This is a genomic window from Verrucosispora sp. NA02020, from assembly GCF_013364215.1.
In the GTDB taxonomy this organism is placed as follows: domain Bacteria; phylum Actinomycetota; class Actinomycetes; order Mycobacteriales; family Micromonosporaceae; genus Micromonospora.
In genome coordinates this window covers 1,611,614-1,625,542 of sequence record NZ_CP054923.1, presented here as the reverse complement: position 1 = coordinate 1,625,542, position 13,929 = coordinate 1,611,614, and the positions used below count along the sequence as shown (strand labels likewise).

At 73.1% G+C, this 13,929-nt stretch carries 16 protein-coding genes and 1 tRNA gene; 8 read left to right on the top strand and 9 right to left on the bottom strand.

Features of this window, described 5'->3' with window-relative positions; all coding sequences use genetic code 11:
- Window positions 1-345: 345 nt before the first annotated feature.
- Complete coding sequence (locus HUT12_RS07065) at window positions 346-1,107, bottom strand: YcnI family protein (protein ID WP_176092875.1); 762 nt, start codon at window positions 1,105-1,107, stop codon at window positions 346-348.
- Between the two features lie 15 nt (window positions 1,108-1,122).
- Window positions 1,123-2,787, bottom strand: a complete 1,665-nt coding sequence (locus HUT12_RS07060) for a copper resistance CopC/CopD family protein (protein ID WP_176092874.1) — start codon at window positions 2,785-2,787, stop codon at window positions 1,123-1,125.
- Between the two features lie 204 nt (window positions 2,788-2,991).
- On the opposite strand from HUT12_RS07060, the gene HUT12_RS07055 reads away from it, so the two are divergent.
- From HUT12_RS07055 to HUT12_RS07040, 4 genes are read left to right on the top strand one after another with little or no spacing between them, the layout of a single operon-like run.
- Window positions 2,992-3,585, top strand: a complete 594-nt coding sequence (locus HUT12_RS07055) for a sigma-70 family RNA polymerase sigma factor (RefSeq protein WP_176092873.1) — start codon at window positions 2,992-2,994, stop codon at window positions 3,583-3,585.
- On the top strand, window positions 3,582-4,100 hold the full coding sequence (locus tag HUT12_RS07050; protein WP_176092872.1) for a MauE/DoxX family redox-associated membrane protein: 519 nt from the start codon (window positions 3,582-3,584) through the stop codon (window positions 4,098-4,100). The genes HUT12_RS07055 and HUT12_RS07050 overlap by 4 nt, the downstream gene beginning before the upstream one ends.
- Window positions 4,093-4,809 carry a thioredoxin domain-containing protein gene (locus HUT12_RS07045; protein ID WP_176092871.1) on the top strand — a complete coding sequence of 239 codons (717 nt, stop codon included), beginning with the start codon at window positions 4,093-4,095 and terminating at the stop codon, window positions 4,807-4,809. The genes HUT12_RS07050 and HUT12_RS07045 overlap by 8 nt, the downstream gene beginning before the upstream one ends.
- Window positions 4,806-5,951, top strand: a complete 1,146-nt coding sequence (locus HUT12_RS07040) for a hypothetical protein (RefSeq protein WP_254876741.1) — start codon at window positions 4,806-4,808, stop codon at window positions 5,949-5,951. Before HUT12_RS07045 ends, HUT12_RS07040 begins: the two co-directional genes overlap by 4 nt.
- On the opposite strand, the gene HUT12_RS07035 is transcribed toward HUT12_RS07040, so the two are convergent.
- Genes HUT12_RS07035 through HUT12_RS07020 form a run of 4 tightly spaced genes read right to left on the bottom strand, consistent with a single transcriptional unit; the run spans window position 5,941 to window position 8,580 of the window.
- Window positions 5,941-6,711, bottom strand: coding sequence for an energy-coupling factor ABC transporter ATP-binding protein (locus tag HUT12_RS07035; protein ID WP_176092870.1), 771 nt, complete (start codon window positions 6,709-6,711; stop codon window positions 5,941-5,943). The genes HUT12_RS07040 and HUT12_RS07035 overlap by 11 nt on opposite strands.
- Entirely contained in the window at window positions 6,708-7,472 is a 765-nt protein-coding gene (cbiQ, locus tag HUT12_RS07030) for a cobalt ECF transporter T component CbiQ (RefSeq protein WP_176092869.1), read from the bottom strand. Before cbiQ ends, HUT12_RS07035 begins: the two co-directional genes overlap by 4 nt.
- 8 nt (window positions 7,473-7,480) lie before the next feature.
- A complete protein-coding gene (locus HUT12_RS07025) occupies window positions 7,481-7,867 on the bottom strand; it encodes a PDGLE domain-containing protein (RefSeq protein ID WP_131056088.1) in 387 nt (128 codons plus the stop codon).
- Window positions 7,864-8,580, bottom strand: coding sequence for an energy-coupling factor ABC transporter permease (locus HUT12_RS07020; RefSeq protein WP_131056086.1), 717 nt, complete (start codon window positions 8,578-8,580; stop codon window positions 7,864-7,866). Before HUT12_RS07020 ends, HUT12_RS07025 begins: the two co-directional genes overlap by 4 nt.
- Window positions 8,581-8,727: 147 nt before the next feature.
- Between HUT12_RS07020 and bcp the strand changes: the two genes are divergently transcribed.
- The 3 genes from bcp to HUT12_RS07005 all read left to right on the top strand — a co-directional run bounded on the left by bcp (window position 8,728) and on the right by HUT12_RS07005 (window position 9,942).
- Complete coding sequence (bcp, locus tag HUT12_RS07015) at window positions 8,728-9,204, top strand: thioredoxin-dependent thiol peroxidase (RefSeq protein ID WP_176092868.1); 477 nt, start codon at window positions 8,728-8,730, stop codon at window positions 9,202-9,204.
- A gap of 54 nt (window positions 9,205-9,258) precedes the next feature.
- Window positions 9,259-9,341, top strand: a tRNA-Leu gene (locus HUT12_RS07010).
- A 67-nt stretch (window positions 9,342-9,408) separates the two neighbouring features.
- Window positions 9,409-9,942: a GNAT family N-acetyltransferase gene (locus HUT12_RS07005; protein ID WP_176095679.1), complete on the top strand. Its 534-nt coding sequence runs from the start codon at window positions 9,409-9,411 to the stop codon at window positions 9,940-9,942.
- A 20-nt stretch (window positions 9,943-9,962) separates the two neighbouring features.
- Here the strand turns inward: HUT12_RS07005 and HUT12_RS07000 are convergent, their stop codons facing one another.
- The 3 genes from HUT12_RS07000 to HUT12_RS06990 all read right to left on the bottom strand — a co-directional run bounded on the left by HUT12_RS07000 (window position 9,963) and on the right by HUT12_RS06990 (window position 12,731).
- The gene (locus HUT12_RS07000) at window positions 9,963-10,985 is read right to left on the bottom strand and encodes an expansin EXLX1 family cellulose-binding protein (RefSeq protein WP_254876740.1); all 1,023 of its coding nucleotides are present in this window, start codon (window positions 10,983-10,985) and stop codon (window positions 9,963-9,965) included.
- 89 nt (window positions 10,986-11,074) lie between these two features.
- On the bottom strand, window positions 11,075-11,893 hold the full coding sequence (locus HUT12_RS06995) for an MOSC domain-containing protein (protein WP_176092867.1): 819 nt from the start codon (window positions 11,891-11,893) through the stop codon (window positions 11,075-11,077).
- Window positions 11,894-11,897: 4 nt separating this feature from the next.
- A complete protein-coding gene (locus HUT12_RS06990; protein ID WP_176092866.1) occupies window positions 11,898-12,731 on the bottom strand; it encodes a class I SAM-dependent methyltransferase in 834 nt (277 codons plus the stop codon).
- Between the two features lie 114 nt (window positions 12,732-12,845).
- Here HUT12_RS06990 and HUT12_RS06985 point away from each other — a divergent pair, with 114 nt between their 5' ends.
- The gene (locus HUT12_RS06985; protein ID WP_176092865.1) at window positions 12,846-13,913 is read left to right on the top strand and encodes an LCP family protein; all 1,068 of its coding nucleotides are present in this window, start codon (window positions 12,846-12,848) and stop codon (window positions 13,911-13,913) included.
- The last annotated feature ends 16 nt before the right edge of the window (window positions 13,914-13,929 follow it).

Genomic DNA, 13,929 nt, shown 5'->3' with positions numbered 1-13,929 from the left:
TGAACGGCACCTCCTGCCGCAGCAGCGCGTCCAGGTCGACCACCACCACCGCGTGCCCGGGTGTCCGCACGGTCTCGACGCGGGCGGTGAACCCCCCGCCCGGATCCGCGTGACTGGTCAACAGGCCGAGTCCGGCGGCACCGAGCAACGCGGTGGTGCCGGTGATCAGCAGCACCATGCCGGCCAACGCCCACACGAAACGCATCCGCCTTGTCCCCCTCCGTAGCGAGATACCCGGCAGACCTTACCCACGCCGAACGGCTGATCTGCGGATATCCACGGCAGCGGGTCCGAAAGCGGACGGGCCCGCCGGGAACACCCGGCGGGCCCGCGACGCGGGACCGGTCAGGAGGTCGTGGTCGCCTCGCCGTCGCGGTCGGCCGGGCCGGCGTCCCGGCGGGTACGCGAGAACGCGAGCCCGCCCAGCACCAGACCACCGACCCCGGCGACCAGCCCCGCGACGCCCAGCCCGACGGCCAACCCGGAGCCGTCCTCGTCATCGTCGTCGGCCACCGCCTCCGGCGCGGGCGCCCCGGCCGGCCCCTCCGTCGGAGCACCGGCGGCGGTCAGAGTGAGCACCGCCGCCGGGGCGGCGGGCTCCTCACCGCCCGGCTGCGGCTCGTCGATCCAACGCACCACCCCACCGTCGGAGTAGGTCTGCAACGCCTTGAAGACCATCTGGTCCACCTCGGGCAGCGGCCCCATCATGACCGGGAACTCCTGGAAGGTGCCCGGGGCGATGCCGTCATCGCCGCTCGCCGTCCAGGTGACCTTCGCGACCACGTCGGAGACCTCCGCGCCGTGCACCAGCACCGGCGGGTCGACCCGGCGTTTCTCCACCGCCACCGTCCAGCCCGGCACCGGCGTGGTGGAGACCGAACCGATCGCGGCGTTCTCCGGCAGGAAAATCTCCAACTTGGTGGTCGACGCCGTATCGCTCTCGTTCGGCACCCGGAACGCGAACCGGGTGTAGTCGCCCTGCTCGGCCACCTCCGGAGCGACCGTGACGTGGGCCGACGCGGGCGTCGCGAAGCCGAGGACGGCGGTGGCGACGGCGCCGAGCGCCAGGGCGGCGGCGGTACCCACGGTACGCCGGTGACGGATCATCGGTATGGAACCTCTCTAGGCAACGGGCACGGTGGCGGTCACCGTGGCCTGGTCGATCTCGGTGGTCCGGGCGGTGATCCGCAGCTCCCACTCCCCCGGAGCCGGCAGCGTGATCTCGCCGGTGGCGTGGTTGTCGGTCAGCGGCAGCAGCGGGATGTCGATCGCCTCGATCCCGGCCGACGGCAGCGCGATGGTGGCCTTCCACTCGACGACCGGCTGCGGCCGGTTGTCCAGCGTGTACGCGTAGAAGTGCACCGAGTTGTTGCCCCGCCGGGCCGGGGACATCTCGATCTGCAGCGCGTAGAGCGTGCTCTCCACCCGGGTGGTGAAGTAGCCGGCGTCGACGGCGGCGACGTCCGAGGAGGCGGTCCGCGCGGGAGTGGTCTGCACCAGGACGGCGGAGACGCCGAGCACGACCGCGGTGACCGCCAGCTCCGCCCAGACGGCCCGGCGAACCGGCGCGGGACGGCTGGCCGCGATCCGCTTGCGGATCAGGTTCCGCGAGTACGCGGCCAACCCGATCACCACGGCGAAGAGCCCGACCTTGGCCAGCACCAGTCGGCCGTACGTGGTGCCGACCAGCGCTGCCGGGGTGGCCACCTCGATCAGCGCCTGGACGATGCCGGCGAGCAGCAGCGCGGAGACCGCCAACGCGGCCCAGCGCGACCAGATCGGCAGGATCGCGCCCAACTCCCGCTCGTCCGCCCGGGGCAGCAGGAAGGCGGCGAGCATCACCAGACCGCCCAGCCAGACCGCCATGCTGCCCAGGTGCACCGCGTCGACGATCACCGACACCGCCGGGGCGGGCGACGCGGCCGGGTGCCCGGCCAGCGGCCAGGTGAGCAGTGCCGCACCGGCGAGCAGGCCGAGGATGATCAGATCGGCCCGGCCGACCGGCCCGGCGAGCAGCGGCCGGAGCAGGAACACCGCCGCCGCGAGCAGTCCCAGCCGGATCAGGTGCGCGGCGCCGAAGGTGCTGCCGAGCACCAGGCCCAGCCCCTCGCCGCTGATGTCGAACGGCCCGCCCCCGCTGGTGTACGGCACCTGCAACAACGCCACCGCGACGGTGGCCACCGCCACCAGCCCCAGGCCGGTCCAGGCCAGGCGGGCCGGTCCCTGCCGGGAGAGCCGACGTGGCCAGAGCAGCGCGAGCACCAGTGCGGGGCCCACGAGCAGCAGCAGACCGACGTACCCGACGAATTTCGCGGTCTTGATCGCGTTGGTGACCAGCGGATCGGCCCGGCCGTCGTCGCCGCTGTCCACCGGCGGCTCCGAGGGCGCGCCGACGGAGTACGTGAAGGCACCGGAGACCGGGTGGCTGTCCGCCGAGATCACCCGGTAGGTCACCAGGTAGGTGCCGTTGCCGCCGGAGGTGTCGACCGCGATGTTGACCACGCTGTCGGTGAAGGTCGGATCGCCCCGGTCGACGCGGGAGCCGTCGGGTGCGATGACCCGGATCCGGTCCGGCACCCGGCGGACCGTCTCGCTGAAGGTGAGGACCACCTCGGCCGGCACCGTGGGCACCACGGCCGACGCGGCCGGGCTGCTGCTGGAGAGCACGGCGTGGGCGGCGGCCGGTCCGGCGGGGACGAGCAGCAGGGCGACGACGGTGACCAGCAGGCCGGCAGCGGCGGCCCAGCGGGCGGATCGGCGGCGAGGGACGGCAGTCATGACCCACATCGTCTCCGACCGGACCCCCTTCCGGCGAGTCGCGGCCATCGATTGACGACTATCGTCCTCGATCGGGTACGCCCACGCGGGTGCCGAGCCGAGGTCATGAGCGGGTAGTCGGCCGGAACCCGGAGAAAGTTCCCGGCGTGGCGCAGGCCATGAAGGGCCGAAGGACCCTGCTGCTGCCGGTCCCGCCGCGTAACCTGGGTTGTCGTGATCCCCGCTCCGCGCGACAGCCGCGCCACCGCCGACACCGGCGGTGTCGACGGACACGCCGGCCCCGACCCGGCCACCGGATGGGCCCTCGCCGCCCGCGACGGCGACCCGGCCGCCCAGGCCGCCTTCGTCCGGGCCACCCAGGCCGAGGTGTGGCGGTTCACGGCGGCACTGCTCGACCGGGACAGCGCGGACGACCTCACCCAGGAAACCTACCTGCGGGCGTTCCGGGCACTGCCCACCTTCGAGGGTCGGTCCACCGCCCGCACCTGGCTGCTCGGCATCGCCCGGCGGGCCTGCGCCGACCACCTCCGGACGGTGGTCCGGCGGCGACGCCTCGACCAGCGACTCACCGCCCACGCGCACACCGACCTGGCACACCCCGATCCGGCCGGGCAACTCGGCACGGCCGACCTTGTCCGCCGACTGCCCGCCGAGCGGCGCGGCGCGTTCGTGCTGACCCAACTGCTCGGCCTCTCGTACGCCGAGGCGGCGACCGTGGAGGGCGTGCCGGTGGGCACCATCCGGTCCCGGGTCGCCCGGGCCCGCGCCGACCTCATGGACGCGGTCGGTGAGGCGCTGGCCGGGTGAACGGGGCTGCGCGGAGCGCGACGTCGAGGTGGACGCGGTGGCGGCCCTGGCTCGGGCTCGCCCTCCGGCTCGGGCTGGCCGCCGTCTGGCTCTATGCCGGCGCCTCCAAGGTCGGTGACCTGGCCGCCTCCGGCCGCAGTGTGCACGCGTACCAGGTGATGCCGTACGACCTGGCGGTGGTGGTCGGCGCGGCGCTGCCCTTCGTCGAGCTGGCGTTGGGCGTACTCCTGCTGCTCGGGTTGGCCACCCGGCTGACCGCCGGGGTCTCGGCGGTCCTGCTGCTGCTCTTCGTCGCGGGCATCGCCTCGGCCTGGGCCCGTGGCCTGGCGATCGACTGCGGTTGCTTCGGGACCGGCGGCGAGCTGCCGACCGGGCAGCGCCCCAGCTACCTCCCGGAGATCCTCCGGGACGTGGCCTTCCTGGCGATGGCCGGGTTCCTGCTGATCTGGCCCCGGACGGCCGTCTCACTCGACGGCGTCCTGACGGGCGAACCGGTGGAGGACGAAGATGAGTAGTCGCAAGGGACGCAAGGACGCGGCAAGGGTCGTCCGGGAGCAACTGGCCCGCGAGCGGCGCCGCAAACGGACCCTGTGGATCTCACTCAGCGCGGTGGTGGTGCTGGTCATCGCCGGGCTGATCGGGTGGAGTGTCTGGTCGGGCCAGCGGTCCGGCGACTTCACCCCGCCACCGGGCGCCAACGACGCGGGCACCGGCGTGGTGGTCGGCACCGGACCGGTGACCGTCGACGTGTACGAGGACTACATCTGCCCGGCCTGCAAGCAGTTCGAGCAGACCAGCGGCCCCACCCTCAAACAGCTCGTCGACGACGGCAAGATCCGGGTCGTGTACCACCCGGTGGCCTACCTGAACCGCTTCTCCAGCACCCAGTACTCGACCCGGGCGTCCGCCGCCTCCGGGTGCGCCGCCGAGGGCGGCAGGTTCAGCGAGTTCGGCGCGGCGTTGTTCGAGCGCCAGCCGCCGGAGGGCGGCGCCGGCCTCAGCAACGACCAGCTCATCGACATCGGCGCCGAGGTCGGGCTGGACCGGGACGCCTTCGGCACCTGCGTCCGGGACGGCAGGTACACGTCGTGGACCGCGCACGTCACCGAGGAGGCCAACCGCGCCGACGTCACCGGCACCCCGACCGTGCTGGTCGACGGCGAGCCGGTGCAGCAGTGGACGCCGGAGAACATCACCGCCGCGGTGGAGGCGGCCGGAAAGTGATCCGTGCCCTGGCGGCCCGCGTCGGGCTGTCGCCCCTGGCGGCCCGCGTCGGGCTGCTGCTCACCGCCGTGGTCGCCGCGCTGCTGGTGACCGCCGCCCCGGCCGCCGCACACGGCGCGGACGCGCCCGACGGCACCGACTACCGGGTGGCGGTCGGCGCGGTCGCGGCCCGACCGGACCTGCGGGTCCGGGTGGTCGAGGCGGGCGCCAGACTGGAACTGACCAACACCGGTGACCGGCCGGTCGAGGTGATCGGTTACTCGGGCGAGCCCTACCTGCGGGTCGGGCCGGACGGCGTCTTCGAGAACACCCGCTCCCCGGCGACGTACCTGAACCGCACCATCCTCGCCGACACCCCGCTGCCGGACGAGGTCGATCCGGCCGCCGCACCGCAGTGGCGACGCGTCGACACCGGCACCACCGCCCGCTGGCACGACCAGCGCGCGCTGTGGCGCGAGGCGGGTCCGCCCGCCCAGGTCCGCGCCGCACCCGACCGCGAGCACCGGGTACGCGACTGGGCCGTACCGCTGCGCGACGCGGACGGGCGCACCGAGATCCGGGGCACCCTGGACTGGGTGCCGCCGCCGGACGCGTACCCCTGGTGGGTGGCGATCACGCTCGGCGCGCTCGCGGTGGGCGCGGCCGGGCTGCTGCCGGCCGCCTCCTCCCCCGGCGGTCGGGCGCGGACCGGCCTCGGTGCGCTGCTGGCGGTCGGCGGGGTGGCGGCGGTCGTGCTCGCCGTGGGACGGGTGCTCGACGCCGGGGCCGAAGGAGTCGGCGCCGTGCTGGCCGGGCTGCTCTCCGGCCCGGCCTGGACGCTGGTGACCGGGCTCGGCGCGATCGTCGCCGGTGGCGTGGCGGTGACCCGGCGCGACAGCGTGGACTTCGTGCTGGCGCTGGCCGGGGCCTGCCTGGCCCTCTTCGCCGGGATCGCCAACGCCGCCGTGCTGTCCCGGGCCGTCCCACCGGCGCCCTGGTCGGCCACCGCCACCCGGATGCTGATCGTGGTGGTCCTCGTCGCCGGGGCCGGAGCACTCGCCGCCGCGGTGCTGCGCCTGCACGCCACCGGCCGGGCCGCCACACCGACCGGGCCGACCGAGCCCGCCACACCGACCGAGCCGGCCGAACCGGTCACTCGCTGACCGGGTGCGGGACGGGGCGGAACGGATAGGGCAGTTCGAGCCGGTGCCGCGCCAGCAGCTCCGCGTCGGCCAGGAGCGCCGGGGTCGGAGCGTCGGCGACGATCCGGCCGGCGTCCAGGATCACCGAGCGGTCGCAGAGTTCGTAGGCGTACGGCAGGTCGTGGGTGACCATCAGCAGCGTCACCGGCAGGGACCGCAGGATGACGGCCAGCTCCCGCCGGGCCGCCGGGTCCAGGTTGGACGAGGGCTCGTCCAACACCAGGACCTCCGGACGCATGGCCAGCACGGTGGCCACCGCCACCCGGCGGCGCTGACCGAACGAGAGGTGGTGCGGGGTCCGCTCCCGGTGCTCCGACATGCCGACGGCGGCCAGCGCCTCGTCCACCCGGGCGGTGAGTTCCGCGCCGCGCAGCCCGAGGTTGGCCGGTCCGAAGGCCACGTCCTCGGCCACGGTGGGCAGGAAGAGCTGGTCGTCCGGGTCCTGGAAGACGATGCCGACCCGGCGGCGGATCTCCGCCAGCGTGGCCCGGTCCGGACCGACCGCCAGACCGCCCACGGTGACGCCGCCCTCGGTGGGCACCAGGATCCCGTTGAGGTGCAGCACCAGCGTGGTCTTGCCGGCACCGTTCGGGCCGAGCAGGGCCACCCGTTCACCCCGGGCCACCGTCAGGTCGACACCGCGCAACGCGACGTGCCCGTCCGGGTAGGCGTACCGGACGCCGTGCACGTGCAGGCTGGGCGGCGACCCACCGGCGGTCACGTCAGCACGGCGGCGGTGGCCGCCACGGTGCCCGCCAGCACCGGGACGGTGGCCGCGAGCAGCCACTGACCGGTCGTCGCCGCACCCGGACCCGACCACACCACCGGCATCCGGCCGGTGTACCCGCGCGAACGCATCGCCAGGTACACCCGCTCCCCCCGCTCGAAGGCGCGCAGGAACAAGGCACCGACCCCGACCGCGAACCCCCGCACCTGCCAGAGGAAACGCGGATCGTCGCCCCGGGAGATCCGGGCGATCCGCATCCGGCGGGCCTCGCCCACCAGCACGTCCAGGTAGCGCAGCATGAAGGTGGCGATCTGGGTGAGGATCTGCGGGCAGCGCAGCCGGTCCAGCCCGACGATCAGATCCCGCGTGGTGGTGGTCGCGGCCAGCAGCAGCGACGCCCACACGCCCAGGGTGCCCTTGGCGAGGATGTTCCCCGCGCCGTACAACCCGTCGACCGACAACGCCAGCCCGAGCACGTCGACCCGCTCCCCGGTGCCGAGGAACGGCAGCGCGACCGCGAACAGCACGAACGGCAGCTCGATCGTCGAGCGCAGGAGCAGCCAACCGGCGGGCACCCGGGCCAGCGCGGCGACGGCGGCGACCAGCAGGGCGTACACGCCGAAGGCCCAGAGCGCCACGCGGGGCGTCGCGACGACCGCGACGGTGAACGCCACCATCGCCGCGATCTTGACCTCCGGCGGCAGCCGGTGCACCGGTGAGTCGGACTCCCGGTACAGCACGTGCGCGGCAGCCATCCCCGCCGCTACCCCCGGCCCGACGCGGTGACGCCGTTCCGGTCCGCCTCGCCGTCCGGCCCCGGGCCACGACGGCGGACCAGCCAGAACGCGCCGCCGGCCACGGCGAAGGTGAGCAGTACGCCCAGCACGCCGGCCAGACCGGTGGAGACGACGTCGTTGTCCAGCCCGGCGATGCCGTAGTCGGCCAGCGGCCCGCCGATCTCGTGCTCCTTCTCCTGCCGCGCCGGGCAGTCCCCGCCGACGATCTCGTCGTCGGCGTCGAAGACGCAGCCCTCCCGCAGCGACGAGTCCAGCCCGTCGGGGTGGGCCGAGGCGACGTTGCTGACCAGCCCGGCCAGCAGCAGCGCGACGAGCAGACCGCCGACGAGGAAGGACCGGGACCGAGTACTCATCGGACACCTCCGGTAGCCGGGACGGACCTCGACGCGGTCGGCGACAGTGCCCGCAGCGCGTACACCAGGTCGGGTCGGACCTTCGCCACGGTGACCACGGTGGTCGCCGTGATCAGCCCCTCGCCGACGCCGATGAGCAGGTGGGAGACGGCCATCGTGCCGGCCAGACCGGCCAGGTTGCCGCCGAGGTCGGTGGTGCCGCCGAGCTGGTACTGCAGCACGAAGCCCATCGCCGCGACCAGCACACTGACCACCGAGGCGACGAAGGCCGCCACCGCCAGCCCGGTCGGCGTACGCGGCAGCACCCGCAGCAGGAGCGCGATCGTCAGGTACGCCACCGCGATGCCGACGACCGCCATGTTGGTGACGTTGAGCCCGAGCATCGCCACGCCGCCGTCACCGAAGACCAGTGCCTGCACCGCCAGCACCACCGCCACGCAGAGCGCGCCGACCCAGGGACCGACCAGCATGGCGGCGAGCGCACCGCCGAGCAGGTGGCCGCTGACTCCCCCGATGAAGATCGGGAAGTTGAGCATCTGCACGGCGAAGATGAACGCGGCGACCAGACCGGCCATCGGCGCGAGGCGGTCGTCCAGGTCCTGTCGTCCGCGCCGGACGCAGAACGCCATCGCCGCCAGCGCCAGCACCCCGAAGGCCGCCGCCACCGGGCCGTTGATGATTCCGTTGGAGATGTGCATGGCCAGGGTTTCCACGTGACCTCCCACGTGACGGCGGGCCCACGCTCGCCGGCAGAGGTGAGCGTATTTCCCGACATAGGCTGTTGCCAATACCTGGCAAGAGGGTGATCACGGGTGCGGCGTGCCGACCGGGTCGGCACGGCACGGCGGTAGGGTCGTGCCATGACCGCACCCGCTCGTCTCGCCGCCGGTGACGCGGCACCCGAGTTCACCCTCCCCACCGACACCGGAGGGCAGCTCACCCTGGCCGACCTGCGCGGCCGCAAGGTCATCCTGTACGCCTACCCGACCGCGATGACCCCCGGCTGCACCAAGCAGGCCTGCGATTTCCGTGACTCGCTCGCCTCGCTCCAGGCCGCCGGCTACGAGGTGATCGGCATCTCGCCGGACAAGCCGGAGAAGCTGGCCACGTTCCGCGAGCGCGACGCGATCACCTTCCCGCTGGTCGCCGACACCGACAAGTCGGTGCTGACCGCGTACGGGGCGTACGGCGAGAAGCAGTCCTACGGCCGTACGGTGACCGGGGTGATCCGCTCGACGTTCGTCATCGACGAGAACGGCAAGATCGAGCGGGCGCTCTACAACGTCAAGGCCACCGGCCACGTCGCCAAGCTCCGCCGCGATCTCGGCCTGGACTGACGCTGCGCCGACTCGACACGGTCCCGGCGCGACGCTCTAGACTCTGTCTCGCTGGCGGGAGTGGCGTAAGGGCAGCCGCGCAGGTCTTAGGAACCTGTGTCCGAAAGGACGTGGGGGTTCGAATCCCCCCTCCCGCACCGACCGATCCGTCGCCTTGGTCACGATCGCAGGTGATCGGGGTGCGGTTCGATGACGATGGGCACCGTGAGTCTGCGCTTCGTCCTGGATCCCGAGCTGACCCCCGATCTGCGTACCCGGATCGTCGCGCTCTGGGTCGACGTCACCAACGCGGGCGGGGCGGTCGGCTTCGTCGCCCCGGTCACCGCCGACCATGTCCGCACCATCGCCGACCCGACGCTGGCCGGGATCGCGGACGGGCCGGACCGCCTGCTGGTGGGGTACGACGGTGACCGGCTGGTCGCGATGGCCATCTTCACCGACCCCCGGTTCCACCTGAAGACGCACCTGCGGGTGCTCACCCGCGTGATGGTGCACCCGGACACGCAGGGGCGTGGGCTCGGCGAGGCGCTGATGCGCGAGGCCGAGCGGGTGGGCCGGGTCCTGGGGCTGGCGGCCCTGCACGTGACGGTGCGGGACGGGCTGGGACTGGACCGGTTCTATCGGCGACTCGGCTACCGCGAGGTGGGCCGCTGGCCCGCAGCGCTGCGGGTCGGCCCCGGCGACGACCGCGACGAGATCCTGATGTGGCTCGGGTTGACGCCCGACCCGACCGGCTAGCGCTGCCGGCGAGCGGGTCGTCAGGAACCGCAGCCGGGCGACGTGGCGGCCACCGGAACGGGCGGCAGGTCGGCCGGGTCGCTGGTCGGTGCGGCCGGGGTCGCCGTCTCGGCCGACGGGGTGGTCGAGACGGACGGGGTCGGGCTTCCGGTGGCGCTGGCGCGCGGTTTCGGACTGGCCGACGGTGACCGGGAGGTGGTGGTCGTACCGCCGCTCGTGCCGCCGTACATCCGGACGGTGGAGCGCTGGACCTGGCCGGGAGCCATCCGGATGCCGGTGGCGGTCACCCGGTGTTCGCGCGTGTCGGTCACCCGGATCTGGTACGGCCCGGGACCGGCACCGGAGTCGATCAGCCAGTAGTTGTAGCTCTCCCGAGTGGCCGTGCGCCAGCCGCCCGAGCTGCCCTGACGCACCTCGACCGCGCGCAGCGGGTTGCCGTGTCCGGCGACCAGCACGGCGAACCAGTACTGCGACGCGCCTTCCTTGATCCGGAAGCTGAGCGGGCCGGCCAACGGCGGGTCGACCACCAGGCGGTAGCTGACGTTCACGATGCCCTGCACCGGGTCGGCGATCCGGGCGAACGCCTCCCGGGACAGGTCGATGTGGCCGGGCGCGCACTCCGGGCACTGGTCCATGATCATGACACGGACCTTGCCCTTGGGCCCGGTCACGTCGAGGTAGCCGCCGCAGCCCGCGCCGCCGGCGTACTCGCTGGGGCCGAGGGCGACGTAGAGACGGTCGGCGGGGGCGGACGGGTAGGAGCAGTTGCCGCCCTCGCCCTTGGAGTCGTAGAAGGTCGACTTCCCCTTGTTGAGGGTGCCGGCGGCGGGCGGGGCGAGCAGCGCGGCGGCGACCGGGGCGGCGGCGACCGGGGCGGCGGCGCGGGGCGGTGCGGCGCAGGCGGGTGCGGCACCCGAGCGCAGGGCGAGGGTCAGGCCGAGAACGGTGGCGAGTGTCGCCACGGCCCCACCGGCCAGCCAACGGCCCAGCTTCGGACGCCGGGTGCGGGCTCGGTCGGCGGGGCCGTCGGTTCCGTCGGTCACGCGGACCGATGTTGCCGGACGGCCACCGGATCGGACAAGCCACCTAAGCGAAAGCTAAGACGAAGATCAGCGGGGCCGGTCGACACGCCTCAACCGGCCGGTTCCACCTGGTCACCGACGGTGAGCCGGCCGGACTCCACCGGTACGACGTTCAGCCCGAACAGCAACTGGCGGCCGATGTTGCGGTGCCGGGCGAGGGTGCGCAACGGTTCCCGGCCGCGTACCCCGGTCTCCTGGTCGGTGGTGGTGACCAGGCAGCGGGCCGACGGGCCGGCGGCGCGGAACGCGACACCGCCGATCCGCAGCGGCCTCCCCTCCCAGCCGTCCTCCGCCCAGGCGGGTGCGCCGTCGACGACCAGGTTGGGACGGAACCGGGTCATCGGCACCGGTTCCGCGCCCGCCTCGGTCAGCCAGTCGCCGAGCGCGGCCAGCGACGTGGTGCTGGTCAGCAGCACCGGGTACGCGTCGGCGAAGCTGACCCGGTCGCCCGGGTCGTGCTTCTTGCGGCCCGGTTCGATGTGCCGGGTCGGCTCGGCCAGCCAGACCAGCCGGACCGGCCGGTCCAGCACCGCGCTGCACCACGCGTCGGCGGCCGGGCCGGCGGGAAGCGCGTCGACCCGCAGCACCCGACGGCGGAAGGTGCGCACCGGCACCGGGTCGACGCCGACCGGCTCGGGCACCGACAGGTCGGGCTGCCCCTCGGCGCGCAGCAGCAGCCCGTCGGGTCCGGGCCGGGCGTGCACCCGGACCAGCGAGGTGTCCTCGCGCTGGGTGACGCCGACGCCCTCGGCGTCCACGACCATCCAGCGCCGGTCGCCGTCGAGGCCCCACGGCGCCACCCCGACCTCGGCGTGGCCGATCCCCCGACAGCCCTTGATCGGATAGGTGTTGATCTCGGTCAACCGCACCCGGTCACCATGCCACCCCGATGCCGTCGCCGGGGTACCAGTGGTCGACCGGCGTCTCCCGGTAGGCGAGGAACCGACGGCCGGTCCGCTCGGCGTGGTCGGCCAGCACGGTGGTGTGCGTGACGTTGTCGGTGAGCAGCATCGCCTCCGGTGCCAGCTTCGACTCGACGGCGTCGAACTCGCGCTTCTCGTAGGCGCGGCGGTGGTCGCTGTCGTGCAGGAACAGGTCGACCGGCCGGTCCAGGGCGCCGATCGACTCGACGGAGTCGCCGACGACCAGGTCGATCACCTCCGACCAGGGCGCGACCCGGGCCAGGTAGCCGGCCTCCGGGTTGATGTCGATCGAGCTGACCCGGCCGGGGTGGCCCTCGGCGGCGTTGCGCAGCAGAGCGGCGGCGAGTACGCAACTGCCCAGCCCCTTGTCCACGCCGGTCTCCACGATGTGCGTCGGCTTGCGGGCACGGACGATCGCGTACCAGCCGATCCGGCGGGCGTACCGGACCTGCGTGTCGGCCAGCCCGCGACGGGCCGCACCGGCGGTGGCCGAGGAGATGTGCTGCCGCAGCGCGTCGTCCGACTCGATCTCCTTCAGGTAACCGCGCACCTGCCGCACCGGCAGGTCGCAGACCACGCTGACGAACCAGGCGAGGTGGCTGCGGCTGAGCTTGGTCAGCTCGTACGTGTAGTTGTGGTGCTCCCGGGAGGCCACCAACCAGCGGACCGAGGTACGGAGCACCCGGGCGTCATGACGGGCGACCGCGACCAGTCGTTTCGGGAAGGCGGCAACGGGTGCGAGGCGGGTACGGGCGATGGCCCGACGCAGCTTGACGGCGTCCACGGCTGGGTTGTATCAGACTGACGGGAACGTGTGGGGGACACGACGGGACGGCCAGGCGAAATTCGGCACCGGCCGGGGATTCCCCGAGAACGTGAAATCAGTAGCATCTCCGCCATGTCGAGTGGAGAGCAGGCCGGGACCGTCTCCCCGGCGGAGAACCCGCCTGCGGGAGGCACCGACGGGCCGGAGCCGACGACCGCCGGCAGACCGCGTCGCCGATGGCTGCGGATCACCCTGATCAGCGTGCTGGTGCTGGTGCTGGTCGGTGCCGGGGGCATGGTGGCCGCAGGCTTCTATCTGAAGTCGGTCGAGTCGGACATCGAGCGGGTCGACGCCTTCGACGGCGTACCGGCGGAGACCCGGCCCGAGGTGGTCGCCACCGACGCGCTCAACATTCTGGTGCTCGGCAGCGACTCGCGCGATCCGGAGAGCACCGGCGGTTCTCGCACGGACACCATCATCCTGGCCCACCTGCCGAAGGACCGCTCCAGCGCCCAGCTCATCTCCATCCCCCGCGACACCTGGGTCGCCGTGCCACGCTCCGCGGAGGGACGCGGCGGTCGCGACGCGAAGATCAATGCCGCGTACGCGTGGGGTGGGGTGCCGCTCATGGTGCAGACCGTGGAACAGTTCACCAAGGTCCGCATCGACCACGTGGTGATGGTCGACTTCGCCGGTTTCACGGAGATCATCGACGCGCTCGGCGGCATCGAGGTGAACTCGGAGAAGCAGTTCACCTCGATCCATCCACCGTTCCGCACGTTCCAGGCCGGTCCGCAGAAGATGGACGGCGAGGCGGCTCTCGACTACTCCCGCCAGCGCAAGCAGTTCGCCGACGGCGACTTCTCCCGCATCCGGCACCAGCAGCAAGTGATCAAGGCGATCCTGGACAAGGCGACCTCGGGCGGGTTGCTCACCAACCCGGCGCGGCTGAACTCCTTCCTCCAGGCCACCTCCGGCTCGCTCTCGATGGACAGGGATCTCTCCCTGTTCGACATGGCCACCGAGAACCGCAACCTGCGCGGCCGGAGTCTGACGTTCGTGACCAGCCCGACCAGGGGCACCGGACGGGTCGGCTCGGAGAGCGTGGTCTTCGCCGACGACGAGCGGGTCGACACGTTCTATGCGGCCGTCCGCCGCGACGCCGTCCAGGACATCATCGCCGGGGCCGAGAAGAAGTGACCGGTGGTGGTGCGGC

Bases quoted from the DNA above. Each gene is read 5' to 3' on its own strand.
- HUT12_RS07060 (WP_176092874.1), bottom strand. From the start codon at position 2,787: ATGTGGGTCATGACTGCCGTCCCTCGCCGCCGATCCGCCCGCTGGGCC.
- cbiQ (WP_176092869.1), bottom strand. From the start codon at position 7,472: ATGGCTGCCGCGCACGTGCTGTACCGGGAGTCCGACTCACCGGTGCAC.
- HUT12_RS07065 (WP_176092875.1), bottom strand. From the start codon at position 1,107: ATGATCCGTCACCGGCGTACCGTGGGTACCGCCGCCGCCCTGGCGCTC.
- bcp (WP_176092868.1), top strand. From the start codon at position 8,728: ATGACCGCACCCGCTCGTCTCGCCGCCGGTGACGCGGCACCCGAGTTC.
- HUT12_RS06985 (WP_176092865.1), top strand. From the start codon at position 12,846: ATGTCGAGTGGAGAGCAGGCCGGGACCGTCTCCCCGGCGGAGAACCCG.
- HUT12_RS07045 (WP_176092871.1), top strand. From the start codon at position 4,093: ATGAGTAGTCGCAAGGGACGCAAGGACGCGGCAAGGGTCGTCCGGGAG.
- HUT12_RS07025 (WP_131056088.1), bottom strand. From the start codon at position 7,867: ATGAGTACTCGGTCCCGGTCCTTCCTCGTCGGCGGTCTGCTCGTCGCG.